The 25,517-nt window shown below is 65.5% G+C and carries 25 protein-coding genes; 4 read left to right on the top strand and 21 right to left on the bottom strand.

Going from position 1 to position 25,517, the window contains the following annotated elements:
- Positions 1 to 49: 49 nt before the first annotated feature.
- From RM190_RS16455 to guaB, 3 genes are all read right to left on the bottom strand, one after another.
- The gene (locus tag RM190_RS16455; RefSeq protein ID WP_311760555.1) at positions 50 to 1,198 is read right to left on the bottom strand and encodes an RsmB/NOP family class I SAM-dependent RNA methyltransferase; all 1,149 of its coding nucleotides are present in this window, start codon (positions 1,196 to 1,198) and stop codon (positions 50 to 52) included.
- Positions 1,199 to 1,257: 59 nt separating this feature from the next.
- Positions 1,258 to 2,067, bottom strand: coding sequence for a hypothetical protein (locus tag RM190_RS16460; protein WP_311760556.1), 810 nt, complete (start codon positions 2,065 to 2,067; stop codon positions 1,258 to 1,260).
- Positions 2,068 to 2,168: 101 nt separating this feature from the next.
- Positions 2,169 to 3,617, bottom strand: coding sequence for an IMP dehydrogenase (gene guaB / locus RM190_RS16465; RefSeq protein WP_311760557.1), 1,449 nt, complete (start codon positions 3,615 to 3,617; stop codon positions 2,169 to 2,171).
- 257 nt (positions 3,618 to 3,874) lie between these two features.
- Between guaB and RM190_RS16470 the strand changes: the two genes are divergently transcribed.
- A complete protein-coding gene (locus RM190_RS16470; RefSeq protein WP_311760558.1) occupies positions 3,875 to 5,023 on the top strand; it encodes an OmpP1/FadL family transporter in 1,149 nt (382 codons plus the stop codon).
- Between the two features lie 70 nt (positions 5,024 to 5,093).
- Here the strand turns inward: RM190_RS16470 and murD are convergent, their stop codons facing one another.
- The 9 genes from murD to RM190_RS16515 all read right to left on the bottom strand — a co-directional run bounded on the left by murD (position 5,094) and on the right by RM190_RS16515 (position 16,045).
- Complete coding sequence (gene murD, locus RM190_RS16475; RefSeq protein ID WP_311760559.1) at positions 5,094 to 6,494, bottom strand: UDP-N-acetylmuramoyl-L-alanine--D-glutamate ligase; 1,401 nt, start codon at positions 6,492 to 6,494, stop codon at positions 5,094 to 5,096.
- A gap of 79 nt (positions 6,495 to 6,573) precedes the next feature.
- On the bottom strand, positions 6,574 to 7,656 hold the full coding sequence (mraY, locus tag RM190_RS16480; protein ID WP_311760560.1) for a phospho-N-acetylmuramoyl-pentapeptide-transferase: 1,083 nt from the start codon (positions 7,654 to 7,656) through the stop codon (positions 6,574 to 6,576).
- Entirely contained in the window at positions 7,656 to 9,041 is a 1,386-nt protein-coding gene (locus RM190_RS16485; protein WP_311760561.1) for a UDP-N-acetylmuramoyl-tripeptide--D-alanyl-D-alanine ligase, read from the bottom strand. Before RM190_RS16485 ends, mraY begins: the two co-directional genes overlap by 1 nt.
- Complete coding sequence (locus tag RM190_RS16490; RefSeq protein ID WP_311760693.1) at positions 9,038 to 10,507, bottom strand: UDP-N-acetylmuramoyl-L-alanyl-D-glutamate--2,6-diaminopimelate ligase; 1,470 nt, start codon at positions 10,505 to 10,507, stop codon at positions 9,038 to 9,040. The genes RM190_RS16485 and RM190_RS16490 overlap by 4 nt, the downstream gene beginning before the upstream one ends.
- Positions 10,508 to 10,536: 29 nt before the next feature.
- Positions 10,537 to 12,342, bottom strand: a complete 1,806-nt coding sequence (locus tag RM190_RS16495; RefSeq protein WP_311760562.1) for a peptidoglycan D,D-transpeptidase FtsI family protein — start codon at positions 12,340 to 12,342, stop codon at positions 10,537 to 10,539.
- Positions 12,339 to 12,749 (bottom strand): cell division protein FtsL, encoded by a 411-nt coding sequence (gene ftsL, locus RM190_RS16500; RefSeq protein WP_311760694.1) that lies wholly within the window; start codon positions 12,747 to 12,749, stop codon positions 12,339 to 12,341. Before ftsL ends, RM190_RS16495 begins: the two co-directional genes overlap by 4 nt.
- Positions 12,749 to 13,723 (bottom strand): 16S rRNA (cytosine(1402)-N(4))-methyltransferase RsmH, encoded by a 975-nt coding sequence (gene rsmH / locus RM190_RS16505; protein ID WP_311760563.1) that lies wholly within the window; start codon positions 13,721 to 13,723, stop codon positions 12,749 to 12,751. Before rsmH ends, ftsL begins: the two co-directional genes overlap by 1 nt.
- A gap of 3 nt (positions 13,724 to 13,726) precedes the next feature.
- The gene (mraZ, locus tag RM190_RS16510; RefSeq protein ID WP_311760564.1) at positions 13,727 to 14,233 is read right to left on the bottom strand and encodes a division/cell wall cluster transcriptional repressor MraZ; all 507 of its coding nucleotides are present in this window, start codon (positions 14,231 to 14,233) and stop codon (positions 13,727 to 13,729) included.
- A gap of 690 nt (positions 14,234 to 14,923) precedes the next feature.
- Positions 14,924 to 16,045 carry an Mrp/NBP35 family ATP-binding protein gene (locus tag RM190_RS16515; RefSeq protein WP_311760565.1) on the bottom strand — a complete coding sequence of 374 codons (1,122 nt, stop codon included), beginning with the start codon at positions 16,043 to 16,045 and terminating at the stop codon, positions 14,924 to 14,926.
- Between the two features lie 336 nt (positions 16,046 to 16,381).
- Here RM190_RS16515 and RM190_RS16520 point away from each other — a divergent pair, with 336 nt between their 5' ends.
- Together RM190_RS16520 and RM190_RS16525 are read left to right on the top strand one after the other, a co-directional pair.
- Positions 16,382 to 16,600: a DUF1127 domain-containing protein gene (locus RM190_RS16520; RefSeq protein WP_311760566.1), complete on the top strand. Its 219-nt coding sequence runs from the start codon at positions 16,382 to 16,384 to the stop codon at positions 16,598 to 16,600.
- Between the two features lie 616 nt (positions 16,601 to 17,216).
- Positions 17,217 to 17,993: a 23S rRNA (adenine(2030)-N(6))-methyltransferase RlmJ gene (locus tag RM190_RS16525; protein WP_311760567.1), complete on the top strand. Its 777-nt coding sequence runs from the start codon at positions 17,217 to 17,219 to the stop codon at positions 17,991 to 17,993.
- On the opposite strand, the gene RM190_RS16530 is transcribed toward RM190_RS16525, so the two are convergent.
- From RM190_RS16530 to gatC, 4 genes are read right to left on the bottom strand one after another with little or no spacing between them, the layout of a single operon-like run.
- On the bottom strand, positions 17,978 to 18,607 hold the full coding sequence (locus RM190_RS16530; protein WP_311760568.1) for an N-acetylmuramoyl-L-alanine amidase: 630 nt from the start codon (positions 18,605 to 18,607) through the stop codon (positions 17,978 to 17,980). The genes RM190_RS16525 and RM190_RS16530 overlap by 16 nt on opposite strands.
- Positions 18,604 to 19,176 (bottom strand): hypothetical protein, encoded by a 573-nt coding sequence (locus RM190_RS16535; protein WP_311760569.1) that lies wholly within the window; start codon positions 19,174 to 19,176, stop codon positions 18,604 to 18,606. Before RM190_RS16535 ends, RM190_RS16530 begins: the two co-directional genes overlap by 4 nt.
- 22 nt (positions 19,177 to 19,198) lie before the next feature.
- Positions 19,199 to 20,683 carry an Asp-tRNA(Asn)/Glu-tRNA(Gln) amidotransferase subunit GatA gene (gene gatA, locus RM190_RS16540; protein ID WP_311760570.1) on the bottom strand — a complete coding sequence of 495 codons (1,485 nt, stop codon included), beginning with the start codon at positions 20,681 to 20,683 and terminating at the stop codon, positions 19,199 to 19,201.
- Entirely contained in the window at positions 20,680 to 20,967 is a 288-nt protein-coding gene (gatC, locus tag RM190_RS16545) for an Asp-tRNA(Asn)/Glu-tRNA(Gln) amidotransferase subunit GatC (RefSeq protein WP_311760571.1), read from the bottom strand. The genes gatA and gatC overlap by 4 nt, the downstream gene beginning before the upstream one ends.
- Before the next feature lie 126 nt (positions 20,968 to 21,093).
- Here gatC and RM190_RS16550 point away from each other — a divergent pair, with 126 nt between their 5' ends.
- Entirely contained in the window at positions 21,094 to 21,786 is a 693-nt protein-coding gene (locus RM190_RS16550) for a metal-dependent hydrolase (RefSeq protein ID WP_311760572.1), read from the top strand.
- Positions 21,787 to 21,906: 120 nt separating this feature from the next.
- Here the strand turns inward: RM190_RS16550 and RM190_RS16555 are convergent, their stop codons facing one another.
- The 5 genes from RM190_RS16555 to sdhA all read right to left on the bottom strand — a co-directional run bounded on the left by RM190_RS16555 (position 21,907) and on the right by sdhA (position 25,515).
- A complete protein-coding gene (locus RM190_RS16555; protein WP_311760573.1) occupies positions 21,907 to 22,071 on the bottom strand; it encodes a hypothetical protein in 165 nt (54 codons plus the stop codon).
- Positions 22,072 to 22,205: 134 nt separating this feature from the next.
- Positions 22,206 to 22,985 (bottom strand): succinate dehydrogenase iron-sulfur subunit, encoded by a 780-nt coding sequence (locus RM190_RS16560; RefSeq protein WP_311760574.1) that lies wholly within the window; start codon positions 22,983 to 22,985, stop codon positions 22,206 to 22,208.
- Positions 22,986 to 23,048: 63 nt separating this feature from the next.
- A complete protein-coding gene (locus RM190_RS16565; RefSeq protein ID WP_311760575.1) occupies positions 23,049 to 23,360 on the bottom strand; it encodes a hypothetical protein in 312 nt (103 codons plus the stop codon).
- On the bottom strand, positions 23,360 to 23,713 hold the full coding sequence (locus RM190_RS16570) for a hypothetical protein (RefSeq protein WP_311760576.1): 354 nt from the start codon (positions 23,711 to 23,713) through the stop codon (positions 23,360 to 23,362). The genes RM190_RS16565 and RM190_RS16570 overlap by 1 nt, the downstream gene beginning before the upstream one ends.
- Entirely contained in the window at positions 23,713 to 25,515 is a 1,803-nt protein-coding gene (gene sdhA, locus RM190_RS16575; RefSeq protein ID WP_311760577.1) for a succinate dehydrogenase flavoprotein subunit, read from the bottom strand. The genes RM190_RS16570 and sdhA overlap by 1 nt, the downstream gene beginning before the upstream one ends.
- Between the last annotated feature and the right edge of the window lie 2 nt (positions 25,516 to 25,517).

Genomic DNA, 25,517 nt, shown 5'->3' on the forward strand with positions numbered 1-25,517 from the left:
GTCCTCCCCCTGCATGGGAAGTCAGTATCCGCAGTCGGTTAATCGCGGGTTAACGCCGGCGCATCAGCGCAAGATAGAACCCGTCCGAGGCGTTCAGCGGCGTCAGCCGAAGCTCACTGACAGGCTCGAAATCGCTGCGCTCGCGGAAGGTCGCGACCTGTTCTGCGTTTTCCTGTTCGAAGACCGAGCAGGTCATATAGGCCAGATGCCCGCCCGGGGCGACGAAGGCGGCAGCTTCGTCCATGATCCGGGCCTGCAGCGCGACCAGCCGGTCCAGACCGGCACGGTCCAACCGCCATTTCGCGTCTGGTGTCCGCCGCCACGTCCCGCTGCCGGAACAGGGCACGTCGGTCAGGACCAGATCGAATTTCCCCTCGACGCGACCGGGCGCGGCAATGCGCAGGCGCGCCCCGGCGCGCTTGGCACGGCCGGGCAGGTCCGCCATGCGCGAAGCTTCGACATCATGGGCGACGATGCGGGTGACACCGGCGGCCGCCAACGCCAGCGCCTTGCCGCCGCCGCCCGCGCAATAATCCAGCGCCGATCCGACCCGCGGCAGCGCCGCGCAGGCCAGTTGCGGCGACAGATCCTGAAGCTCGACCAGCCCATCGGCATAGGCGCCCGAGGCCGAGACGCGGCGCGCGCCCTCGATTACCTCCAGCGCGCTTGCCAGCTTCGCAGACGGGCGGGCAACGATTCCATCCCGCTCCAGCGCGGCCAGCGCCTCGTCAGGGCTCGCGCGAAGCGTGTTCGCCCGCAGCCAGACCGGGGCACGGACCCGCATCGCGGCAGCGACATCCGCAGCCGTTTCCCCCAGGGCGTCCCGCCAAAGCGGCTGCATCCAGTCCGGCAGGTCCATCGCCTCGGCCGGGCTGGACGCGCGCTGGCTTTGAACTTCCGCCGGTTCAAGCATGGCGGGTGCATAAGGCGCGCCGGTAAAGACTTGGGCGGGATCGGTGCCTTCGTCGCGGCACATGCCAAGGATCAGGCCCCGCCCGCTCAGCGCGCCGCCCAGTGCCGCACGCGAACGCATCCGCCGCAGCGCATCGAAAACTATGTCACGCACCGCCGCGCGGTCACCGGACCCGGCGAAACGGCTGTTCCTTGCCCAGCGAATCAGCGCAGCCTCGGCCGCTTCGCCCGACAGGACCTGATCGAGAACGGTGATGGCGGCCTGTGCGCGGGCGGCGGGAGTCATGGCAATTCGCGGGCTGGAAAGGTTTTGCCCAGAAAGTCACTCTGCCGGGCGATGTCAAGTTATGACCCCTCGTTATCCGGCGGGGGCGGCAGGGTCGGATCATCGAACAGCGGTCCGCCCCCGTGCAGCGGAACCAGCGGCCCGCGCGCCGCTGTGATCGCACTGCCCCGCCCGGCACCGATCGCGGCCAAAGACCCGGGGGTCCCCGTCACCGCGGTTCCGGGCGGCGCGCCCAGCAACATCAGCCGCTGGCGGACGCGCTGGCGGCTGTCCGCCGCGACCGAGGCGAAGCTGTTATAGGTTTCGGGCGTGCCGGTCATGCCCTGGAACCCGCGTTCCTTCAGCGTCGCGCGCAACGTGTCGAACCGCGCAAGATAGCGGTCGGCATAAACCGCGGTGCGCGAATGGAACGCACCCGCGGCCCGCCGCCAGTCGCCCGTCTCTCGGTAGAGGTCGCTGACGAAGCGGGCGGCATAGCGCGCATTCTCAAGCGGATCGAACATCTGCGCGACCGAGGCGAATTGCGCGCCATGCCAGCGATAGTTCAGCTGGAAGCACCCGATATCAAGATTGCTGCGCCCCGACCTGATCCGATCCTCGGCAAAGGCGATGGCGCTGCCGGGATCGTCGAACCACGTCCCTTCACCTTCGGCATTGGCGCTCCAGGCCCAGGGCCGGACCACGCCATCAAGACGCCGGCCCGTCTCGGTCAGGGTCAGCGCGCCCAGGATGTCGGCGGGCACGCCGGTTTCGCGGGCCGCCTGCGCCGCCGCCCATTCGCAAACCTCGGCACCGGGCTGGCCAAGTGCGCGGCCGGCCCAAAGAAGGCCAAGGATCAGCAGAACGGCGGGGCGACGCAAGGCAGACATGGAATCCCGGCAGCGGCGATATCGCGTCTGGATACCGGACCGGGCTTAAGATTCCGTTGCCACAGTCGAAAGGCGGGCGGCGCAGGGCCGCCCTGCCCGATTCAGCCCATGCGGTAGTTCGGGCTTTCACGCGTGATCTGCACGTCGTGGACATGGCTTTCCTTCAGGCCCGCGCCGGTGATGCGGACGAATTCGCAACCGCCCCGCATCTCGGCCACGGTGGCGTTGCCCGTATAGCCCATTGCCGCGCGCAGACCGCCGACCAGCTGGTGGATTACCGCCGAGGCCGTGCCCTTGTAGGGCACCTGACCCTCGATCCCCTCGGGGACCAGCTTGTCCGAGGCTGCATCCTTCTGGAAATAGCGGTCGGCCGAACCGCGCGCCATGGCACCCAGGCTGCCCATGCCGCGATAGGACTTGAAGGACCGGCCCTGGTACAGGATCACCTCGCCGGGGCTTTCGTCGGTACCCGCGATGGCCGAACCGACCATCGCGCAGCTTGCGCCGGCGGCGATGGCCTTGGCGAAGTCGCCCGAGAACTTGATGCCGCCATCCGCGATGACCGGGATGTCGCCCGCGCCCCGGACCGCGTCCATGATCGCGGTCAGCTGCGGCACGCCGACGCCCGCGACGATGCGGGTCGTGCAGATCGAGCCGGGGCCGATCCCCACCTTGATCGCATCGGCACCGGCATCGACCAGCGCGCGCGCGGCCTCTGCGGTGGCGACGTTGCCGGCGACGACCTGGACTTCGTTCGAATGCGCCTTGATCCGGCTCACGGCACGGGCCACGCCCTCGGAATGGCCATGCGCGGTGTCGATCACCACCATGTCGACCCCGGCTTCGACCAGCGCAAGGCTGCGCTCATAACCCTCGTCGCCCACGGTCGAGGCCGCGGCGACGCGCAGGCGGCCCAATTCGTCCTTGCAGGCCAGCGGGTTCAGGACGGATTTCTCGGTATCCTTCAGGGTCAGCAGACCGGTCAGTTTGCCCTGACCATTGGTGATCAGCAGCTTCTCGATCCGGCGTTCCTTCATCAGGTTGATCGCCTGTGCCCGATCAGCGGGCTCGTGCAGGATGGCAAGATCCTGCGCCGTCATCACCGCACGAACCGGGGTGCGGTCGTCGCTGGCAAAGCGCATGTCGCGGTTGGTGATGATGCCAACGACGCGGCCCTCGTCATCCACCACCGGAAAGCCGGTGACGTTATAGCGCTCTTGCAGCGCCTTGGCGTCGGCGATGGTCTGGTCGGGGCGCAGCGTGACCGGATCATAGACGATGCCGGATTCGAACCGCTTCACGCGGCGAACTTCGTCCGCCTGCTGTTCGGCGGTCAAATTGCGGTGGATCACACCGATCCCGCCCGCCTGGGCCATCGCGATCGCCATGCGGCTCTCGGTGACGGTGTCCATGGCGCTGGAGAGCAGGGGAATGTTCATCCGGATCTGCTTTGTGACCCAAGTGGTCACATCCGCCGTCGAGGGCATCACCGAGGATGCCGCAGGTACGAGAAGAACATCGTCGAAGGTCAAAGCCTCACGAATCTGCATGGGAGCATCCTTGTCAGGGGTTCGTTTGGCAGTTTCCCATTTCACGGAGACGCAGGAATGTCCAGCGCAAACACGGTGGAATCGTGGGCCGTCGCGAACCGCGCGAGGATCGCGGCTGTTGTAGAGTGGTCGCACCGACACGCCTAATGATTGAACGCCCCTTTCGACGTCGCGTCAGTCAGGCCATACGATTGACGGGGGCGTCACCGCGGCCAAAAGCTCGGCTCAGGCCTTTGGGCCACGAATGGGAGGAAAACATGAAAAAGACGATGACCGGGCTGGCCCTGTTGCTGACCAGCGCCGCACCAGTCCTGGCCGGAGGCATCGAGCGCGCGCCGCAATCGATCGCGGTGCTGTTCGAACAGGGCAAATATCTGGAACTCAGCTTCGGCGGTGTGACCCCGGATGTCTCGGGCCGCGATCTCGACATCTATGGCGGCAGCAAGACGGGCGACGTTGCGCAGGGCTATGGCTTCATGGGCCTGGCCTACAAGCAGCAGTTCACCGACAACCTGTCGGGCGCCTTCATCATGGAGCAGCCCTTCGGCGCGGACATCCTGTATGATCCCTCGGGTTCGCTGATGCTGGGCGGAACCGCGGTCGAGGTGAACTCGACGACTTATACCGCACTGCTGCGCTACAAGTTCGAGAACAACTTCTCGGTCCATGGTGGTCTGCGCGGCTCTCATGCGGACGGCAATGTGACATTGCAGGGCCTCGCCTATGGCCCTCTGTCCGGCTACAACGTCGATCTGGACGGCGCCTGGGGCGTGGGCTGGGTCGCGGGTGCATCCTATGAAGTCCCCGATATCGCGGCGCGCATCTCGCTGACCTACAACTCTCCGATCGAACATGATTTCGACACGACCGAGACGCATCCCGGCATCGCCGGTGCGCTGCCCCCGATCGATGTGGACAGCAGCACTACGGTCAAGACGCCGCGTTCCTGGGTGCTTGAAGGTCAGACCGGCGTGGCCGCGGACACGCTGCTTTACGGCTCGATCCGCTGGGTGAAATGGTCCGAATTCAAGGTCGATCCGCAGGTCCTGGTCTCGGCCCCGCCCGGCGGCTTCGGCGTTGAGGACGGCCTGGTCGAGCTTGAGGACACGACGACCTATACCATCGGCATCGGCCGCAAGTTCACCGAGAACTGGTCGGGCACCGCCTCGATCACATATGAGCCGGAAACCGACGACCTGGTGTCCCCGCTGGCGCCGACGAACGGACGCAAGGGCGTGACGGTGGCCGCGATCTACACGATGGACCAGATCAAGATCACCACCGGCATCAGCTACATGAAGCTGGGCGATGCCTATGCCGAAACCGGAACCCCGGACGAGAAACGCGCCAAGATGTCGGGCAACGACCTTTGGGGCATCGGGATGCGCATCGGCTACAACTTCTGAGCCAGCGCAACCGAACGACAAAGGCCCCGCGATGCGGGGCCTTTTTTTCTTTGTGCTTGAAGCTGTCGCGTCAGTCCTTCAGCGCATTGACCAGCTGGGTGAAATGCTCGCCCCGCTTCTCGAAATTCGGATACTGGTCAAAGCTGGCTGCGGCGGGTGCCAGCAGGACGGTGTCACCCGGCTGCGCCTCTTCTCGGGCGCGGGCGACCGCCTGCTCCATCGTTTCGGCGATCTCATAGGGGGTCTGGCCGATCTGCAAGGCGAAATCGCGGGCCGAGTGGCCGATCAGGTAGGCCTTAACCACCTGGCCCAGATGCGGCCCCAGCGCCTCGATCCCGCCTTCCTTGCCCATGCCCCCCGCAATCCACCGGATGTTGGTAAAGGCATTCAGCGCCTTGGCCGCGGCGTCGACATTGGTGGCCTTGCTGTCATTGACCCAGCGCACGCCGCCGATCTCGGCCACGGTCTGACTGCGATGCGGCAGGCCAGCGAAGCAGTGGAAGGCGCGCTCGATCTCGCGCGGGGCGATCCCGACCGAACGGGCGGCCGCATAGGCGGCACAGGCGTTCTGGTGGTTGTGCTCGCCTGGCAGGCCCGTCACTTCGCGCAGGTCGATCGAGGCGACCTGACGGCCCTTGCGATATTCCGACAGGAACCCCTTGCGGGCAAAGACCGACCAGCCGAAGCCTTCCAGCTTCTGACCCGAGGAAACCCGGATCACCCGATCGTCCGCCGGTCCCATGCCCAGCTGGTTCGCAAGATATCGCCCCTCGGCCTCGTCAACGCCGATCACGGCTCGATCCGGCCCGCCTTCGGCGAACAGCCGGCGCTTGGCAGCGAAATAGCCGCCGGGGCCGCCATGACGGTCCAGGTGATCGGGCGAAAGATTGGTGAAGACCGCGATGTCGGGGGTCAGCGCGCGGGCCAGATCGGTCTGATAGCTGGAAAGCTCAAGCACGATCACCTCGCCATCATGGGCGGGTTCCAGCGACAGCACGCCGGTTCCGATATTGCCGCCGATCTGGGTCGGACGGCCCGCCTCTTTCAGGATGTGATGGATCAGGGCGGTGGTCGTCGACTTGCCGTTCGACCCGGTGATAGCGATCACGCGCGGTGCGGTATCGAACTGGTCCCAGTCACGCGTCGCAAAGCTGCGGAAGAACAGCCCGATATCGTTGTCGACCGGCACGCCAAGCTCATAGGCCTTGGCGATGACAGGATGGGGACGGGGATAAAGGTGCGGGATGCCCGGGCTGGTAATCAGGGCCGAGACCCCTTCCCAGCTTTGGTCGCGGGTCAGGTCAAGGACGGTCATGCCTTCGGCAGCCGCCTGTTCACGCGTATCGACGCCGTCGTCCCAGACGACGACATTCGCCCCGCCCGCCGCAAGCGCGGCCGCGGTGGCCCGCCCCGACCGGCCAAGGCCGAGGACTGCGATGGTCTGGTTTTCGACACCCTGAACCGGGATCATGCTTTTTCCTTCGCGATGAGAGGCCGGGGGCGCTTCGCCCCCCGGACCCCCCGAGGGTATTTGGAAAACGGCGACGGGATCAGCGCAGCTTCAGCGTCGCGAGACCGATCAGGGCCAGCACCAGCGCGATGATCCAGAAGCGGATCACGATCTGCGCCTCGCCCCAGCCCTTCTTTTCGAAATGGTGGTGGATCGGGGCCATCAGGAAGACGCGGCGACCGGTGCGCTTGAAGTAGAGGACCTGGATGATGACCGAAAGCGCCTCGACCACGAAAAGGCCGCCGACGATGGCAAGGACGATCTCGTGCTTGGTGACGACCGCAATGGCACCCAGCGCCCCGCCAAGCGCAAGCGAGCCGGTATCGCCCATGAACACGGCCGCAGGCGGCGCGTTATACCACAGAAAGCCCAGCCCGCCCCCGATCAGCGCGGCGACGAAGACCGCAAGCTCGCCGGTGCCGGGGACGAAGTGAACGCCGAGGTAATTGGCGAAATTCGCGTTCCCGACCATGTAGGCGATGACCGCGAAAGTCGCTGCGGCGATCATGACCGGCATGATGGCAAGCCCGTCCAGCCCGTCCGTCAGGTTCACCGCATTGGCCGCGCCCAGAATCACGAGGACCGAAAAGGGAATGTAGAGCAGGCCCAGATTGATCAGCGCGTCCTTCATGAAGGGCAATGCAAGCTGACCGCTGAGCGCGGCGGGATGCATGTATGCCGCCGCCGCCGCCGCCCCTGCCGAGATGCACAGCCCGATCAGCAAACGCACGCGACCCGACAGGCCCGCATGGTGCTGCTTGGTCACCTTGGCATAATCGTCGGCAAAGCCGATCGCCGCAAAGCCCAGCGTCACAGCCAGAACAATCCAGACATAGCCATTGTCGAGGCGCGCCCAAAGCAGCGTGCCCACGACCAGGGCGGCCAAGATCAGCAGCCCCCCCATCGTCGGGGTTCCTGCCTTCGAGAAGTGATTCTGCGGTCCGTCATCGCGGATCGGCTGGCCCTTTTTCTGCTTGCGCCGCAAAAGGTCGATCAGCGGGCGACCGAACATAAAGCCGAAGATCAGCGCCGTAAAGAAGGCCCCACCGGCCCGAAACGTGATATACCTGAAAAGGTTGAAAAAATCCCCGCCGTCGGAGAGCGTCGCGAGCCAATAGAGCATTACTCTTTCCTTTCGCCAGGCGGCGTGCTTTGCCGTGTCCGGCGCAGGGCGTCAACCACTGCTGACACTTTCGACGATTTCGACCCCTTCACGAGCACGATATCGCCGGCGGCGACCAGATCGCCGACCCGTGCGGCAAGGTCGGCGGCGTTTTCGGCATGCTGGCCGCGCCGCGTGGGGGGAAGCGCGTCATGCAGCGCCTTCATCAGGGGCCCGGCGGTATGAACAAGATCGATCTCAGCCATGGCCGCGTCCTCGGCCATGGTGCGGTGCATTTCGATTTCTTCGGGGCCAAGTTCCAGCATGTCGCCCAGGATCGCGACACGGCGGCCCCCGGTCAGGCGGACCAGCGTTGCCAGTCCCGCCGAAAGCGAGGTCGGGTTCGAATTATAGGCGTCGTCGATCAGGCGGATGCCGCCCAGTTCCTCAACCGCGCCGCGGCCCAAGGGGGGCTGCCAAGCAGACAACGCCTTTCCAGCCGCCGCGACATCGGCGCCCGCCGCCGCCAGCGCGGCAAGAACGCCAACCGCGTTCATCACGAAATGCGTTCCCGCCGTGGCAAGATCGAAATCCACCGTCTCGCCCAGGATGCGCGCACGCACGTGGGTCGCGCCGTCGGCAGTCTCGGCTTTCAGCGGCCGCGCCACGCCCTGCTGGCCGAATCCGACCACGATCGCGCCCGATTCGTCGGCGCAATCACGCAGCAAGGGCGTCACCGCCAGATCCTCGGGGATGACGGCGGTGCCCGGCTGGATCAGGCCGCGAAAAATCGCGCCCTTCTCGCGCGCGATCCCCTCGATCGCACCAAAGGCCTCAAGATGGGCGGCGGCGACGGTGGTGATCATGGCGACATGTGGGCGGGCCAGCCGCGCCAGCGGCTCGATCTCGCCCGGATGGTTCATGCCGATCTCGATGATCGCGAAATCCGTGTCGGCCGGCATCCGCGCCAGCGTCAGCGGTACTCCCCAATGGTTGTTGTAGCTGGCTTCGGCAGCATGGATATTGCCCTGCCCGGCAAGCGCGACACGCGCCATTTCCTTGGTCGAGGTCTTGCCGACCGATCCTGTGATCGCGATCACCTTGCCCGACATCCGCGCGCGGCCCGCACGGCCCAGCGCCTCAAGCGCGACCAGGACATCGGGGACGACCAGCAGGGCTGCATCCTCTGCCACATCTTCGGGAACACGGCTGACCAGCGCCGCGGCGGCGCCTTTGGCCAGCGCCTGCGCCACGAAATCATGCCCGTCCCGCGCCGCTTGCAGGGCAATGAACAGGTCCCCCGGCTGGATGGTGCGGGTATCGATCGAGACGCCACCGATCGCGAAATCACGGGTGACGCGGCCACCGGTCGCGGCGGCGGCATCCTGCGAGGTCCAAAGGGTCATATCTTGCCATCCAGCGCCGCGACGGCCACCGAGGCCTGCTCGGCATCGTCAAAGGGATAAATGTCGCTGCCGATGATCTGGCCGGTCTCGTGTCCCTTGCCTGCGATCAGCAGCGCGTCACCCGGCTGCAGGGCATCGACGCCGCGCAGGATTGCCTCGGCCCGGTCGCCAATCTCGATGGCGTCAGGCCCCGCCCCGGCCATGACCTCGGCACGGATGGCGGCCGGATCCTCGGATCGGGGGTTGTCGTCGGTGACAAAGACCAGATCAGCATGGTCGCGAGCCGCCTCACCCATCAGCGGGCGCTTCAGCCGGTCGCGATCGCCACCCGCGCCGAAAACCACGATGATCCGGCCCATCACATGCGGGCGCAGCGATTGCAGGGCCGAGGCAAGAGCGCCCGGCTTGTGGCTGTAATCGACGAAGACGGCGGCACCATTTTCGCGCATTGCGGCCAGTTCCATCCGGCCGCGCACGGTGATCAGGCTGGGCAATGTCTCGATCACGCGGCTGGGCTCATCCCCCGCAGCGATGGCAAGCCCTGCGGCGGCCAGCACGTTTTCTGCCTGGAAGCCTCCGATCAGGGCCAGCCGGACCAGATGTGCCTGGCCCTTGAACGAGAATCGCAGATCCTGACCGGTGGCGTCGTAGCGCTGGCCCAGGATACGCAGATCGGCCGCGCCATCGCGGCCCACTGTGGTCAGGTCCAGTCCGCGGTCACGGGCAATCTCGGCCATCTGGCGGCCACGGGCGTCGTCGATGTTGATGACTGCGCCCGCGCCCTCGTCCAGCACATGGTTGAAGAGCAGCGCCTTGGCCGCGAAATATTCGTCGAAGTCCTTGTGGTAATCCAGGTGGTCCTGGCTGAAATTGGTGAAGGCCCCGACCTTCAGTCGCACCCCGTCCAGCCGCCGCTGGTCCAACCCGTGGGAAGACGCCTCCATCGCGGCATGGGTGACACCAATGGCGGCTGCCTCGGCAAGGACCCGGTGCAGCGTCAGGGGGTCGGGCGTGGTATGGGCAAGCTTCGCCTGATAGTCGCCCTGCACGCCCATGGTGCCCAGGCTGATGGCGCGGTGGCCCAGTTCCTGCCAGATCTGCCGGGTGAAGGTTGCGACCGAGGTCTTGCCCGAAGTCCCGGTGATGCCCACGACGGTGTCGGGCTGCTGACCAAACCACAAGGCGGCGGCGGCGGCCAGGACGGCGCGCGGATCCTCGGCCACGACCAGCGCGGCATCAGTGCCGGACAGGACGGGCGCCGCGATTTCGGCCCCGGCGCGATCGGTCAGCACCGCGGCGGCGCCCTGGCGCAGCGCGTATTGAATGAACTCTGCCCCGTGCAGGGCCGATCCGGGCAGCGCCGCGAACAGATGCCCCGGCTGAACAGTCCGGGAATCGACCGAGATCCCGGTCACCTCGGGGTCGCGCCCTTTGTCCCCCCTTAGCCCCAGAAGGGACAGCCGCATCGTCCTGTCAGTCACGCAACCCTCGTATCTCAGTTCGAGACGAGCTTTAGCCCATCTGTCAAAGGCCGTTCAACCATGGGCAGCGGGTGTTCGGTGATCGGGCGCAGCCCCAGCAGAGGGGCAAGGCGGCGGATCATCTCGCCCGCGACCGGTGCAGAGGTCATGCCCGCCGTCCGGCTTTCGCCGCCGCCGGCAAGTCCGGCCGAAGGTTCGTCCAGCGTCAGCACCAGGACATATTTCGGATCGCTGACCGGAAAGACCGAGGCCAGGGTCGAGACGTTCTTGTTGTGGTAATAGCCCCCCGTCGGACGCGGCTTGTCGGCGGTCCCGGTCTTGCCCGCAACCTCATAGCCCTCGATATTGGCCGAGCGGGCGGTGCCGCGGGTCACGACCTGGCGCAGCAATGCAAGCGCGGTCTTGGCGGCCTCTGGGGACAGGACCTGTTCGCCATCGCGGCGCTGGCGCTCATGAACCAGCGTCGGGCGGACACGCTTTCCGCCATTGGCGATGGTGGCATAGGCCGTCGCAAGATGCAGCGGGCTTGCCGCAAGCCCGTGACCGAATGCCACGGTGGCCGAGGTCACGGCAGGCCAGCGCTGCGGCACCAGCGGACGACCGGTCGGCGCCTCGCTCAACTCCAGCGGCGTCGGCTCAAACAGGCCCAGCTTCTGGAGGAAGTCCTTTTGGCGATCTGCGCCCAGCAATTGCGCGATGCGCACCGTCCCGACGTTCGATGACTTCACGATGATGTCGGTCACCGAAAGCTGGCTGCCATAGCTGTGGAAGTCGTTGATCAGGTACTTCCCGATCTTCATCGGCGTGGTCGAGTTGATCATCGTCGTCGGGCTGACCAGTTTCAGGTCCAGCGCCTGCGCGACAGGGAAAATCTTGAACGTCGAGCCGAGTTCGTATTGCCCCTGCACGGCCCGGTTGAACAGCGGGCTGTCCGACGCGTCGCCCTTGAGCAGCGGCCGCGGCCGATCGTTCGGGTCGAAATCGGGCAGGCTGGCCAGTGCCACGACCTCGCCCGTCTTCACCTCCATCAGCACGGCGGTCGCGCCCTTGGCACTCATGACCTTCATGCCATTGGCAAGCACGTCCTCCATCGCGGACTGGACGGTCAGGTCCAGCGACAGGGTCAGCGGTGCACCATCATTGGCGGGATCGCGCAACCAGCGGTCGAAAGCCTTCTCGACGCCGGCGACGCCGACGACCTCGGCGCTGGCCACGTCCTCCTTGCCGAAGGTCGAGCCGCCAAGGATGTGGCTGGCGATGCGCCCGTTGGGATATAGCCGCATCTCGCGCGGGCCGAACAACAGGCCGGGTTCGCCGATGTCATGGACCGCCTGCATCTGTTCGGGAGAGATCTTCTTCTTGATCCACAGGAAGCTGCGCTTGCCCGAGAAATCCTTCCTCAGACGCTCGACATCGAGGTCGGGAAAGATCGCGGCCAGCTTTTCGGCCGCGCCCTGCGGATCGACCATCTGACGGGGATGGGCGTAAAGCGAATGGGTCAGCAGGTTCGTCGCAAGAACGCGTCCATAGCGGTCGGTTATGTCCGCCCGCTGCGACATGATCTGCGCGCCCGTCACCTGGGTTTGCGGCTCACTGGGATGGGTCGAGGCGAGCGCACCCATGCGCACCCCGACGACCCCGAAAGCCCCCACGAAGGCCAGAGCCAGGATGAACAGCCGCCCCTCGGCCCGATGGCGCGCGCCGTCCTGAATGACGGCGTGACGCTGGGCGCGGTTCTCGGCCTCGATGACGTCTGGATTCTCGCCTTTTTCGCGGGCCCGGAGAATGCGCGCCAGCGGGCGCAGGGGGGTGCGGATCATGGCGTCCTCTCCTGTGGTCTGAGCGGCGGGAAACCGGCAGGGCGTTCGACGGGCACCGCGCCTGTCCCCAGACCCGCGCCGGCCAGCGCGGCGGCGGGATCGGAAGGTTGCGGCGCGACAGGAACCGGGAACGCGACCTGCCCAACATCGACATACTGGTCGGCGCTGAAAGGAACGAGCTTCAGCTTCTCGAAATTCAGGTTCACCAGCTCGCGCAGGCGATCGGGGCGGTTGAGATAGGACCACTCGGCGCGCAGCACGCCCAGATCCTCGCGCAGGGTCGCGATCTCGTGCTGCGCCTTGCCCAGGTCGGTCAATGCGGCCTGCGTGCTGTAATTCTCGCGATAGGCCCAGAAAGCCAGTCCCATCACCACCAATGTCGTCAGCAGGTAAAGGACAGAGCGCATCATGAACCCCTGTAATCCAGCCGGGGCAGGCCCAGCGATCCAGGATCAACCCCGCCCGCGGAGGCTGCGGTGCGGATGCCCACGCGCAGCAAGGCCGAGCGTGAACGCGGATTCTGCGCAAGCTCCGCCTCGTCCGGCCCGATGGCGCGACGGAAGGGCAGCTTGAAGGCGGGCTCTGTCTGCACAAGCTCTGGCGCGTGACGGCTGCCGCCACCCGCGCTGTTCGACCGCGCCTGCATGAACCGCTTGACGATCCGGTCCTCAAGCGAATGGAAGCTGACGACCGCCAACTTGCCGCCCGGCTTCAGCACCCGCTCGGCCGCGGCAAGCCCTGCGACCAGCTGGCCGAATTCGTCATTGACCCAGATGCGGATCGCCTGGAAGGCGCGGGTCGAGGGATGGCTCTGCCCCGGCTTGGGCCGCGGCAGGCAGGATGAGACGACTTCGGACAACTGTCCGGTACGGGTCAGCGGGCGTGCCGCGACGATCGCGCGGGCAATGCGGCGCGAGGCACGCTCTTCACCGTACAGGTAAAGCACGTCCGCGATGACGGCTTCGGGCGCGGTGTTCAGCAGATCGGCCGCGCTCGGGCCGTCGCCGCCCATGCGCATGTCCAGCGGACCGTCGCGCAAAAATGAAAATCCGCGCTCGGCCTGGTCAAGCTGCATCGAGCTGACGCCCAGATCCAGGACAACCCCGTCCACCTGTTCGCCCGCCAGCCGGTCCATGTCCGAAAACGTGCCCTCGACCAGCCGCAGCCGGTCGCCGTGGCTGCCCGCCCATTCCGCCGCCATGCGAAAGACCGAAGGATCGCGATCGATGCCGATGACCCGGTCCGCGCCTTGCGCCAGCAACCCGCGGGCATAGCCGCCCGCGCCGAATGTGCCGTCGATCCAGGTCCCGGACACAGGCGCAACGGCCCGCAGAAGCGGGCCAAGCAGGACGGGGATATGGGGATCTTCCGTGTGAGCCATCCCCTACCCCTCTTCCTTGTGGGCCGGGGCAAGCAGCGACAGGGGATCGGCGCCCGGTTCGAAATCCGGGACCAGTCCTTCGATGCGGCGCTCCTCGTCGGCGTAATTCTCGGGGGTCCACACCTTCAGGCTGTCGCCGGCCGAAATGAAGAAGGCGCTGTCGACAAGCCCGATCTTCTCGCGCAGCTTCTGCGGAAGGACCAGGCGGCCATCGCCGTCGATCTCGGTTTCCTCGGCATGGCCGTGATAGATGTTTTCCAGCAAGTTGCGCTCTGCGCTGCCGCGACCCAGTTTCGAGATCTGGTCGTCGATGTCGTCCATCGCCTCGATGGTGAACAGCTGCAGGTGCTTCCAGTCGCGGGTGCCGTAGACGATGACCAGCTGGGGGCGCTTGCCAGCGGACCAGTCGGGATCGCTCGCCTCGAAGACCCGCCGAAACTTGGCCGGGATCGAAACGCGACCTTTCGCGTCGACCTTGACCTCTTCGGATCCTCTGAACCTGCGCGCCACTGTCCGCGCTCCTTCCCACTGTCCCTGCCCTTTTCCGTTTGCCGGAAAAGGAAAGGGCGGATCGGGCTGCTGCCACTGCCCGATCCGCCGCCCTCGTTCCCATCTCTGGGCCCCGTAGTTTCGGGGATCGACCTTCGTGTTTGCGCCACCTGGGGGAGGTGCTGCTCGCGCGCCACAAAGGCCATTTTCGGAAAGCGGGTGCCTGTATGAAGCCTGCTTTTCGCCTTGGGGTCTTGTTGCCCCTTGAGCCCGTTTCCGTGAGGAAAGGGATGACATGGGAATGCATGGGACGCAATGGGTTTGTTTGGCTGCAATCGGGGCGCGAGCGGGAGTTTGCCCGTGAACATCGGCCGAACCGAATCTGACCTCATCTTTCGGAACGGAAGGTTTGGAAGTCTCGCGCGATCAAACCACTACATATGGTAGTTCAGGAAAGGTGGGGCAAAAATCCCACAATTTCCCAAAAACGCGGCCGGACCCCCTGCCCACGGCCCTCGAAAGCGATAAGACGGCCCGCCGGGCGCCTCGCGATTCTCGGGCGAACATGGGACTTCACGACGAGTCACGCTGCGGTGATTCGAATCTGGGGACCCGTTCCCATGAAATCCCGAAGTTCTCCCGATCCTCCGCGACCATGAAAAAAGGGGCCGCGACGCGGCCCCCTTGAGATTGGATGCGGGTCTGACCAGGTCAGGCCATGCCGCCGCCGATCAGCCGGTCGGCCAGTCGGGAAAAGGCCTGCGCCACCGGGCCCTCGGTCGCAGCGATCGGCGTGCCTGAATCGCCCGCCAGCCGCACGTCTAGGTTCAGGGGGATCTCGCCCAGGAAGGGCAGACCCAGCTCCTTCGCCTCGGCGGCGACACCGCCATGTCCGAAAAGATGCGCCTCATGTCCGCAATTCGGACAGATATAGGTCGACATATTTTCGACCAGACCCAGAACAGGGGTCTTCAGCTTGTTGAACATGTCGATGGCGCGGCGCGCGTCGATCAGCGCCACGTCCTGCGGGGTCGAGACGATCAACGCCCCCGTCACCTGCGCCTTCTGGCACAAGGACAGTTGCACGTCGCCGGTGCCGGGCGGCAGGTCCACCAACAGCACGTCCAGCTCGCCCCATTTCACCTGGTTCAGCATCTGCTGCAGCGCGCCCATCAGCATCGGACCGCGCCAGACCAGAGCCTCGCCCTCTTTCATCATCAGCCCAAGGGACATGACGGTGACGCCGTGGGCGTGAAGCGGCTCGATCATCTGGCCGTCGCTGGTTGGCTTCTGGCCGGTCAGGCCCAGCATCCGCGGCTGCGAGGGACCATAGATATCGGCATCCAGCAGCCCGACCCGGCGCCCGGCCCGTGCCAGCGCAACGGCAAGGTTCGAGGTCAGCGTGGATTTCCCCACGCCACCCTTGCCCGAACCGATGGCCAGGATGCGCGCGACGCCGCTGACCGGGGCCGGCCCGGCCTGCGGGGTCGGATGTCGTCCGATCTTGAGACTGGGCGGCGGTTCGGCGCCCGCCTGCCCCGACCGGGCGACCACGTCACCCGCCGGCGCCGCAGCCCGGCGCGGGGCGGCCGGCGCGGTCGTCACGATCTGGACCTTCTCGACGCCGGGCAGTGCCGCAAGACGCCTCTGCGCCTCGGCCTCGACCGGTGCAAGATTGCGTGCAATCTCGGGATCACCGGCCTCGATGACGAATCGAACGGTCCCGCCATCCACCGTAAGGGCCCGGACAAGATCGGCCGAGATCAGGTTTCCGCCCCCCGGAACCGCTATCTGCTGCAGTTCGAAAAGCACAACTTCTCGTGAAATGGCCATATCGCCTCCGGATTCAAAGCGGGGGCAGCATGTCAACTTCGCGGCCCCTCGGCAAGCCGCCGACACCCCCCGAAATACTAAACGCCTGATCCCTCACAGAACTTGCCGGGGATTATTGCGGATTCCTTGATACTGACCCAAAGGCAAAACAAAAAAACCAAGTTTATGAAGCTCTTGACCCTTGGACTTTCAAAAGCCATTCCATTTCTGCATAGCAGCATCACGCCCCCAGCTATTGTGCAGGCGCAGCGAAAAGAGCATGTTCGCCGTAACAGAGCGACGGGCCGGAAACGGAAAACAGACCCGAAGCTCAAACGCCAAAGTAGAGTGAATGATATGGCTGTTCTGGATCTGAACCAAGGTGCCGCCCAACGCGGCGAAGGACGCTTCGGGAACCTGTTTGCCGACCTGCGCGATTACCTTGCGCGTCGGGCCCTGTTCCGCCAGACCGTCCGCGAGCTGAACGACCTGTCGGGTCGCGAGCTTGCCGACCTGGGGATCAACCGCTCGATGATCCGCAGCGTGGCTTACGAAGCCGCCTGGGGCTCGAAGTAAGAATTAGAATACCCGACCCACTCCTCCTCCCTTGGGTCTGGGTTCAGGCGACATCCTCTCTCCTCCTCCCTGAGGATGTCGCCGCTCCAATACCGTGAAGCCCCTCCTCCTCCCTGGGCTTCGCAGTTCAGGCGGCGCCCTTCTCCTCCTCCCTGAGGGCGCCGCCGACCAGATACCGTAGGACCCCTCCTCCTCCCTGGGTCCTGCAGTTCAGGCGGCGCCCCTCTCCTCCTCCCTGAGGGCGCCGCCGACAGTTACGGTGAAACCCCTCCTCCTCCCTGGGTTTCACGGTTCCGGCGGCTCCCCCTCCTCCTCCCTGGGGATGCCGCCACCGACACGGCGAAGCCCCTCCTCCTCCCTGGGCTTCGCGGTTCAGGCGGCACCCTCCTCCTCCTCCCTGAGGGTGCCGCCACAAAACCACTGTCGGGACCAAGGAATGCGACGACCCCTCCTCCTCCCTGGGTCGTCAGCTAGCGGTAATGGCCTCCTCCTCCCTGCCATTGCCGCACCAATACGCGGCCCCTCCTCCTCCCTGGGCCGGCGTTCCGCGGCGGTGCCCCCTCCTCCCTGGGCACCGCCGCTTTTCATTTCCGGACAAGACGGTTATTCGCAGGGGATGTTGTCCTATCAGCACGCCTATCACGCCGGGAATCTGGCCGACCTGCAGAAGCACGCGCTGCTTGCGTGGATGCTGGATTACCTGACGCTCAAGCCCAAGCCGCTGAGCTATCTGGAAACCCATGCCGGGCGCGGGCTTTACGACCTGTCCGGCCCGGAATCCGAAAAGACCGGCGAGGCCCGCGCCGGCATCACCCGCGCTTTGGCCGAGGACTGGCTGCCCGCCGACCACCCCTTGCGCGGGGCGCTGGATCAGGTTCGCGACCTGCATGGCCCCGACGCCTATCCCGGATCACCGCTGATCGCGCGGTACTTCCTGCGCCCCGAGGACGAGGCCCATCTGGCCGAACTGCACCCGACCGAGCACGAGGCGCTGTCACGCATCGGCGGCTTTGCGCATCTGCACCGGCAGGACGGATTCGCGATGGCCAAGGCCATCTGCCCGCCCACGCCACGCCGGGGGCTGCTGCTGATCGACCCCAGCTATGAAGTAAAGGCGGATTACGACGCCGTTCCCCGCCACATCGCCCAGATCGCGCGGAAATGGAACGTGGGCGTCATCGCGCTTTGGTATCCGATCCTGACCGACGACCGCCAGAAACCGATGGTCGACGCCTTGCGCCGTGATCACCCGCAGGCGCTGCTGTCCGAGGTGAGATTTCCGCCCGCAAGGCCGGGACATGGCATGGTCGGGTCCGGCATGTTCGTCATCAACCCGCCCTTCGGGCTGGAGGACGAGGCCCGCCGGATCGAACGGCTTTACGCCCGGCTATAGGCCAGCGCGGCGGCAAGCCTGCGATCCTCGGCCTCTTCCGGGCCATCGGCCCAGGGCCGGAACCGCAATCGAAATGCCGAAAGCGTTGCCGGGCTGTCGGGATAGCCGATCCGCCGCAGGCTTTCGGACAGCGGCAGGTCCGCACCCGCCGCCTCGGGCCAAAGCGCCAATCCCTGACGGGCCAGCCTCAGCCAGTCGAAATGCGGGCCGGGGTCGATCTTGCGTTCGGGCGCCATGTCGGAATGCGCGATGATGCCCGAGGCGGGAATCTCCCAGCGCGCCATGATCGCCGCGAGCAATCTTTCCAGCGCCGCCATCTGCGGTTCAGGAAAGGGACGGTCGCCGGGGTTGGCGATCTCGATGCCGATCGAGCGCGAATTCACATCGGCGCGCCCCTGCCAACTGCCCGCGCCCGCGTGCCAGGCGCGCCGATCCTCGGGGACCAGCGCCTCGGTCAGGCCATTTTCGTGGATCAGCCAATGCGCGCTGACCTCGGCTTCGGGATCGCAAAGGCGTGCCCGCGCCGAAGGCCCGTCGGCCATGCCGGTATAATGCAGCACGATCAGCTCGGGCCGCTGCCCGCGCCGGTCGCCGTGGTTCGGAGACAGGCTCAAAGCCCGTTCGACTGCCGAACCGGCCGTGGATCCCAGCCACAGACGAAACCGTCGCCGTCCGGGTCCATCCCTTTCGGGTCGATCAGCGGACCACCCTGCGAGATGAAGCCGCGCTGCGCGGCATCGACCGAAGGATAGGTGCTGCAAAGACGCGCCGCCTGCGCGACCGATCCACCCGTCCGCTTGTAGATCGAACTGCCCGGAGCCTGCTTCTGCTCATAGGCATAACGCACCAGCACCGGCGTCGTCCCGGCATAGGGTCCGCTCGTCGTCACCGGCATGGCACTGCGCGTGCCATCTTTCGTCACGATCTGGACCTTGGCCGGAACGGTCGAGGTCGGCGTTCCACCCACGTCGAGCACGGATGGCGCTTGCGCGGGCAATTGAATTGGAATGGCCTGCGGGACCGGGCCGGTCCCGTGCAATGCCGCCTCGCGTTGCCGAAGATATTTGGAATAGCCCGAGCCGTTGTTGATCGCGCTGTAATTCGGGTTCCAGCCCGTATTCTCGGCACAGGCCATCAACGACAGGACGGGGGCCAGCAACCCCAGCGTCACGAGTCCTCGCATCACGCACACTCCAGTTCTGCGCTTACCACCAGCGCGCCGGTTTCCCGGTAAAGCCTGCCGCAGTTTCCAGTGCCTGCGCAAGGTTCAACAGCCCGCCTTCGTCCCAAGGACGACCGATCAGTTGCATTCCAAGCGGCAATCCCTGGCTGTCCAGGCCCACCGGAACCGAAATGCCCGGCAGTCCGGCAAGGTTAAGCGTCACCGTGAAGACGTCGTTCAGATACATCTCGACCGGGTTGCTCTTGTCCGCAGTGCCCAGGCCAAAGGCTGCGCTGGGGGTGGTCGGCGCCAGGATCGCGTCGATGCCAGCGGCATAGGCATGTTCGAAATCGCGCTTGATCAGCGCGCGGACCTTGCGGGCGCGGTTGTAATAGGCGTCATAGAAACCCGCCGACAGGACATAGGTGCCGACCATCACGCGGCGCTGGACCTCGGGGCCAAAGCCTTCGGCGCGGGTCTTCTCGTACATCTCGACGATGCCGTCACCCTGCCCCAGCTTCGCCCGACGGCCATAGCGCACCCCGTCATAGCGCGCCAGGTTCGAGGACGCCTCGGCCGGCGCGATGACGTAATAGGCGGGCAGCGCGTATTTCGCATGCGGCAGGCTGATACCGACGATCTCTGCGCCGGCATCCTTCAGCATCTCGGCGGTGCGGGACCAAAGCCGGTCAATCTCGTCCGACAGGCCCTCGATCCGGTATTCCTTGGGAATGCCGATCTTCTTGCCGCGGATATCGCCGGTCAGAGCGGCCTCGTAATCCGGGACCGGGCGGTCGGCGCTGGTCGAATCCTTCGGATCGACCGAGGCCATGGCCCCCAGCATGATCGCCGTATCGCGCACGGTCTTGGTGATCGGCCCGGCCTGATCCAGCGACGAGGCATAGGCGATCACGCCCCAGCGGCTGACCCGGCCATAGGTCGGGCGCAGACCCACGGTGCCGGTAAAGGCCGCAGGCTGGCGGATCGAGCCGCCGGTGTCGGTCCCGGTTGCGCCAAGGCACAGGTCGGCCGCCACCGCCGCCGCCGAGCCGCCGGACGATCCGCCTGCGGTCCGGTCGATGCCGTCACCCAGTTTCCACGGGTTGACCGTCGGGCCATAGACGCTGTTTTCCGTCGACGAACCCATCGCGAACTCGTCCTGGTTCACCTTGCCCAGCATGACCGCGCCCTGATCCCACAGGTTCTGAGTCACGGTCGATTCATATTGCGGCAAGAAACCTTCCAGGATGCGGCTGGCCGACTGGCTGGGCACGCCGCGCACGCAGAAAAGATCCTTCACGCCCACCGGAATCCCGGTCATGGCGGCGGCATTGCCCGCCTTGATCCGCGCATCCGCTGCGACGGCCATGTCGCGCGCCTTTTCAGGCGTCTGATGGACAAAGGCGTTCAGTGCGCCCGAGCCTTCGATCGCCGAAAGGCAGGCATCGGTCAGTTCGACCGCGGTCACTTCGCCCTTGGCCAGCGCGTCGCGGGCCCCGGCGATGGTCAGTTTGTTCAGATCGCTCATTCCACCACCTTCGGCACGGCAAAGAAGCCTTCGCGCGCATCCGGCGCATTCTTCAGGACCAGATCCTGCATCTCGCCGTCGGTCACGACATCCTCGCGCCGCTTCAGGCGCATGGGTTCAACGCCGGTCATCGGCTCGACACCCTCGACATCGACTTCGTTCAACTGTTCCATGAAATGCAGGATGCCGTTCAATTCCTGCGCCAGCGCAGGCAGGTCCGCGTCATCGACCGCGATGCGCGACAGGTGCGCGACCTTGCGGGCTTCATCCTCTGTGATCGACATGGGGGCTCCTTTTCACTTGGCCGAGGGTTTACCCCCCGCGCCCGGTCGGGGCAAGCGCGGGCATGGGAACTTTACGCGCGGCAGCGGGCTTGGCAGGATGCGCGCAGCGAAAAAGGAGCCTCTTCCATGAAACTGACCTGGCTTGGCCATTCCGGCTTCCGCCTCGAGATCGAGCAGGCCGTGATCCTGATCGACCCATGGCTGTCAGGAAACCCCGTCTTTCCCGATGATCAGAAGCAGAATGCGATCGCAGGCGCGACGCATATCCTGCTGACCCACGGGCATGGCGACCATACCGGCGACACGCTGTCCATCGCGCGCGAGCTGAACGTGCCGGTGGTCGGGATCTATGATCTGATCAGCACCTGGCAGACCCATCAGGGTATCCAGGGCCTGGGCTTCAACAAGGGCGGCACCGTCGACCTGGGCGGGGCAAAGGTCACGATGGTCAACGCCGCCCATTCCTCCTCCCTCGAAGGGAATGAGGGACCGGTCTATGCCGGCCACGAATCCGGCTACATGATCGCCGGCGAAGGCCACGTCATCTATGTCTCGGGCGATACCGACATCATGGCCGACATGTCGTGGATGGGCGAATACCACCAGCCCGATATCGGGATCCTGTCAGCGGGCGGGCATTTCACCATGGACATGAAGCGTGCGGCCTGGGCAGCAAAGAAGTACTTCAACTTCAAGACCGTGATCCCGTGCCACTACAAGACCTTCCCGCTGCTCGAACAGGATGCCGAGGCGCTGAAGGCCGGCTTGCCCGGCGTCAAGGTCATCGAGCCCCAGGTGATGGTCGCGATCGACCTGTAATCGCCGCGCCTGACCGCAGAACCACTCAACCGTGCGACACGCGGAACTGGTGAGAATCTGGGGCGAAAGCAAAAGGCGCGACCGATCGGCCGCGCCAGCATTTCCAGGGATGCTGCCGGATCAGGCGGCGAGGCGATCCTCGGCGCTTTCCAGCGGCAGGGGTTCGAAGCTGAAATAACCAAACATCTGTTCCAGCACGGCCATTGCTTCGGCGGCAGTCTTTTCCGCGCGGCGGTTCAGGACGGCGACGGTGGCGGGGTTCTGCAGGGTCTCGGCGGTCTTCATCGGGCAACTCCGGATCGGAAGGACATCAATCTCTCCCCGCCGGAACAAATAACGCCGCGGCGCAGCAATTTCCAGTGCGGCGACGCGGCGTAAAGCGGTTTGGGCCGTCATAGCGGCCATGCCCTGAGGGCAGATCAGACGACCCGATCGACCATCATGTGCTTGATCGAAGCGATGGCCTTGGCCGGGTTCAAGCCCTTGGGGCAGGTGTTCGTGCAGTTCATGATCGTGTGGCAACGATACAGCTTGAACGGATCTTCCAGCGCATCCAGACGTTCGCCCGTCGCCTCGTCACGCGAGTCGATGATCCAGCGATACGCGTGCAGCAGTGCGGCCGGGCCAAGGTAACGATCGCCGTTCCACCAGTAGCTGGGGCACGCGGTCGAGCAGGACGCGCACATGACGCATTCATAAAGACCGTCCAGCTTCTTGCGGTCCTCGATCGACTGGCGCCATTCCTTGTCCGGTGTCGGGGTCTCGGTGATCAGATAGGGGTTCACCGAGGCGTGCTGCGCATAGAAATGCGTCAGGTCCGGGATCAGGTCCTTGACCACCGGCATATGCGGCAGCGGATAGATGTTGACGTCCTTGCCGGTGACCTCGTCGATGCCGAAGATGCAGGCCAGCCGGTTGCCGCCGTCGATGTTCATCGCGCAGGAACCGCAGATCCCCTCGCGGCAAGAGCGGCGGAAGGTCAGGGTCGGGTCGATCTCGTTCTTGATCTTGATCAGCGCGTCCAGAACCATCGGGCCGCATTTGTCGAGGTCGATGAAATAGGTGTCGATCCGCGGGTTTTCCCCGGTATCCGGATCCCAGCGATAGATGTTGAAGCGGCGGACATTCTTGCCCTCGGGCTTCGGCCAGGTCTTGCCGACCCGCATGCGGCTGTTCTTGGGAAGGGTAAGTTGGACCATTGGGTAACTCCTGGTGGTCAGACCGCCGTCATGCGGTAGGCTTGTCAGGGCGGGCAGCGGACGTCACGACGCCCTCCAGCCCGGTTGTTCGTAAAGCGGTCGCGAAGGCGGCTGGCCCGAACGGCGCAGCACGCAATCCTCGAACACTTCGGACGGATCGCGCCCCGCCATGTAGTCCGAGGACACGCCGACCGAGAAGTAACCGCCCCGGAAACCGTCGGAGCCGACGCCGAAGCCGGCCTCGGTCCGCGGTCCGCTGGCGTCGCGCGCCGCCGTCAGGCAAGAGCGCTCGGCCTGGTCGACAGGGACCGGCGCGCAAGCCGTCAACCCCAGCATCGCCGAGGTCAGAAGGCAAAGCGCGCCGCGAGGTCGCATCAGGCAGCGCCCTTGGCCGCGGCAGCGGCACCGGCGATGCATTGCGTCGTCGTCGGACGGCTGACGATCCCGGCAACCGTGCTGCTGGCGCTGGATGCCGAATCCGCGATCGTGGCCAGTTCGGCCGAGGTCGCGTTCTGCATCACGCAGTCGGTATAGGGGGCGACGTTGGCGCCCGGCAGGCGGCGCGCCATCTCGCGGTTGACGACAACCCGCGCTTTCGAGCGGGCCGCATCGGGCACGACCACCGGCGGTGCGACTGTCGGGGCCGGTGCGGGAACGCCCGCGGGATTCTGGACCACGCAGCCCGACAGGGCCAACGCGGAAGCAGTCATGATCAGCAGGAAACGCATCAATAAACCCTCGCTTTCGGTGCGATTTTCTTCAGATCGATCCCGCCTTCCTCGTGGGTGGTCAGAGGTTCGAGGTGAACGGGCCGATAGCCGAGTTTAACATCGTTGCCTTCGATCCAGGCAAGCGAGTGCTTGCGCCAGTTGGCATCATCCCGCTCGGGCCAATCCTCATGGGCATGGGCACCGCGGCTTTCCTTGCGCGCTTCGGCGGCGACGATCGTCGCCAGCGCGTTCGGCATCAGGTTGGTCAGTTCCAGCGTTTCCATCAGGTCGCTGTTCCAGATCAGGCTGCGATCGGTGACCTTGAGGTCGTTCAGCTTGCTGGCAATGACCTTCATCTTGTCGGCGCCCTCGGCCAGCGTCTTGTCCGTGCGGAAGACGGCGGCGTCGGCCTGCATGGTGCGCTGCATCTCAAGGCGCAGCTCGGCGGTCGGGACAGTGCCGTTCGCATTGCGGATGCGGTCGAAGCGGTCCAGCGCCTTGTTCACCGATTCCGTGTTGGTGACGGGGATCGGCGTATCGCGGTCGATCACCTCGCCCGCGCGGATCGCGGCGGCGCGGCCAAAGACCACGAGGTCGATCAGCGAGTTCGAGCCAAGACGGTTCGCCCCATGGACCGAGGCGCAGCCAGCCTCGCCCACCGCCATCAGGCCGGGGAAGACCGCTTCCGGGTTTTCCTCGGTCGGGTTCAGCACTTCGCCCCAATAGTTGGTGGGGATGCCGCCCATGTTGTAGTGAACGGTCGGCAGGATCGGGATCGGCTCGCGCGTCACGTCGACACCGGCGAAGATGCGCGCGGATTCCGAGATGCCCGGCAGACGCTCGGCCAGGCTTTCCGGCGGGAGGTGCTGCAGGTTCAGGAACATGTGGTCCTTGTGCTCGCCCACGCCACGGCCTTCGCGGATCTCCAGCGTGATGCAGCGCGAGACGACGTCACGGCTGGCCAGATCCTTGTAGGTCGGGGCATAGCGTTCCATGAACCGCTCGCCTTCCGAGTTCGTCAGGTAGCCGCCTTCGCCGCGGGCGCCTTCGGTGATCAGGCAGCCCGAGCCATAGATGCCGGTCGGGTGGAACTGAACGAACTCCATGTCCTGAAGCGGCAGGCCCGCGCGGGCGACCATGCCGCCGCCGTCGCCGGTGCAGGTATGGGCCGAGGTGGCGCTGAAATAGGCGCGGCCATAGCCGCCGGTGGCCAGCACGACCATCTTGGCGTTGAAGACGTGAATCGTGCCGTCATCCAGCTTCCAGCAGACGACGCCGGTGCATTTGCCGTCGGTGACGATCAGGTCGAGCGCGAAATACTCGATGAAGAATTCCGCCTTTTCCTTCAGCGACCGGCCATAAAGCGTGTGCAGGATGGCGTGGCCGGTGCGGTCGGCGGCGGCGCAGGTGCGCTGCACCGGCGGGCCTTCGCCAAATTCGGTGGTGTGGCCGCCGAACGGGCGCTGATAGATCTTGCCTTCTTCGGTGCGTGAGAAGGGCACGCCGTAATGCTCAAGCTCGTAAACGGCCTTGGGGGCTTCGCGCGCAAGGTATTCCATCGCGTCGGTGTCGCCCAGCCAGTCCGACCCCTTGACGGTGTCGTACATGTGCCATTGCCAGTTGTCCGGGCCCATGTTCGCCAGCGAGGCGGCGATGCCGCCCTGCGCCGCAACGGTATGCGAACGGGTCGGGAAGACCTTGGTCACGCAGGCCGTGCGCAGGCCCTGTTCGGCCATGCCCAGCGTCGCGCGCAGACCGGCGCCGCCGGCGCCCACGACAACGACGTCATAATCGTGCGTTTCGTATTTGTAATCTGCCATGG

The organism is Paracoccus broussonetiae, from assembly GCF_031854425.1.
Taxonomy (GTDB): domain Bacteria; phylum Pseudomonadota; class Alphaproteobacteria; order Rhodobacterales; family Rhodobacteraceae; genus Paracoccus; species Paracoccus broussonetiae.

Excerpts from the sequence above, each read along its gene's own strand:
- RM190_RS16555 (WP_311760573.1), bottom strand. The coding sequence starts at position 22,071 with ATGAAGACCGCCGAGACCCTGCAGAACCCCGCCACCGTCGCCGTCCTG.
- gatA (WP_311760570.1), bottom strand. The coding sequence starts at position 20,683 with ATGAGCGATCTGAACAAACTGACCATCGCCGGGGCCCGCGACGCGCTG.
- ftsL (WP_311760694.1), bottom strand. The coding sequence starts at position 12,749 with ATGCGCTCTGTCCTTTACCTGCTGACGACATTGGTGGTGATGGGACTG.
- RM190_RS16485 (WP_311760561.1), bottom strand. The coding sequence starts at position 9,041 with ATGACCCTTTGGACCTCGCAGGATGCCGCCGCCGCGACCGGTGGCCGC.
- RM190_RS16455 (WP_311760555.1), bottom strand. The coding sequence starts at position 1,198 with ATGACTCCCGCCGCCCGCGCACAGGCCGCCATCACCGTTCTCGATCAG.
- mraY (WP_311760560.1), bottom strand. The coding sequence starts at position 7,656 with ATGCTCTATTGGCTCGCGACGCTCTCCGACGGCGGGGATTTTTTCAAC.
- RM190_RS16565 (WP_311760575.1), bottom strand. The coding sequence starts at position 23,360 with ATGCGACCTCGCGGCGCGCTTTGCCTTCTGACCTCGGCGATGCTGGGG.
- RM190_RS16515 (WP_311760565.1), bottom strand. The coding sequence starts at position 16,045 with ATGGCCATTTCACGAGAAGTTGTGCTTTTCGAACTGCAGCAGATAGCG.
- RM190_RS16470 (WP_311760558.1), top strand. The coding sequence starts at position 3,875 with ATGAAAAAGACGATGACCGGGCTGGCCCTGTTGCTGACCAGCGCCGCA.
- sdhA (WP_311760577.1), bottom strand. The coding sequence starts at position 25,515 with ATGGCAGATTACAAATACGAAACGCACGATTATGACGTCGTTGTCGTG.
- RM190_RS16570 (WP_311760576.1), bottom strand. The coding sequence starts at position 23,713 with ATGCGTTTCCTGCTGATCATGACTGCTTCCGCGTTGGCCCTGTCGGGC.
- gatC (WP_311760571.1), bottom strand. The coding sequence starts at position 20,967 with ATGTCGATCACAGAGGATGAAGCCCGCAAGGTCGCGCACCTGTCGCGC.
- RM190_RS16535 (WP_311760569.1), bottom strand. The coding sequence starts at position 19,176 with ATGCGAGGACTCGTGACGCTGGGGTTGCTGGCCCCCGTCCTGTCGTTG.
- murD (WP_311760559.1), bottom strand. The coding sequence starts at position 6,494 with ATGATCCCGGTTCAGGGTGTCGAAAACCAGACCATCGCAGTCCTCGGC.
- RM190_RS16490 (WP_311760693.1), bottom strand. The coding sequence starts at position 10,507 with ATGCGGCTGTCCCTTCTGGGGCTAAGGGGGGACAAAGGGCGCGACCCC.
- RM190_RS16520 (WP_311760566.1), top strand. The coding sequence starts at position 16,382 with ATGGCTGTTCTGGATCTGAACCAAGGTGCCGCCCAACGCGGCGAAGGA.
- RM190_RS16495 (WP_311760562.1), bottom strand. The coding sequence starts at position 12,342 with ATGATCCGCACCCCCCTGCGCCCGCTGGCGCGCATTCTCCGGGCCCGC.
- RM190_RS16550 (WP_311760572.1), top strand. The coding sequence starts at position 21,094 with ATGAAACTGACCTGGCTTGGCCATTCCGGCTTCCGCCTCGAGATCGAG.
- RM190_RS16560 (WP_311760574.1), bottom strand. The coding sequence starts at position 22,985 with ATGGTCCAACTTACCCTTCCCAAGAACAGCCGCATGCGGGTCGGCAAG.
- rsmH (WP_311760563.1), bottom strand. The coding sequence starts at position 13,723 with ATGGCTCACACGGAAGATCCCCATATCCCCGTCCTGCTTGGCCCGCTT.
- RM190_RS16460 (WP_311760556.1), bottom strand. The coding sequence starts at position 2,067 with ATGTCTGCCTTGCGTCGCCCCGCCGTTCTGCTGATCCTTGGCCTTCTT.
- RM190_RS16525 (WP_311760567.1), top strand. The coding sequence starts at position 17,217 with ATGTTGTCCTATCAGCACGCCTATCACGCCGGGAATCTGGCCGACCTG.
- guaB (WP_311760557.1), bottom strand. The coding sequence starts at position 3,617 with ATGCAGATTCGTGAGGCTTTGACCTTCGACGATGTTCTTCTCGTACCT.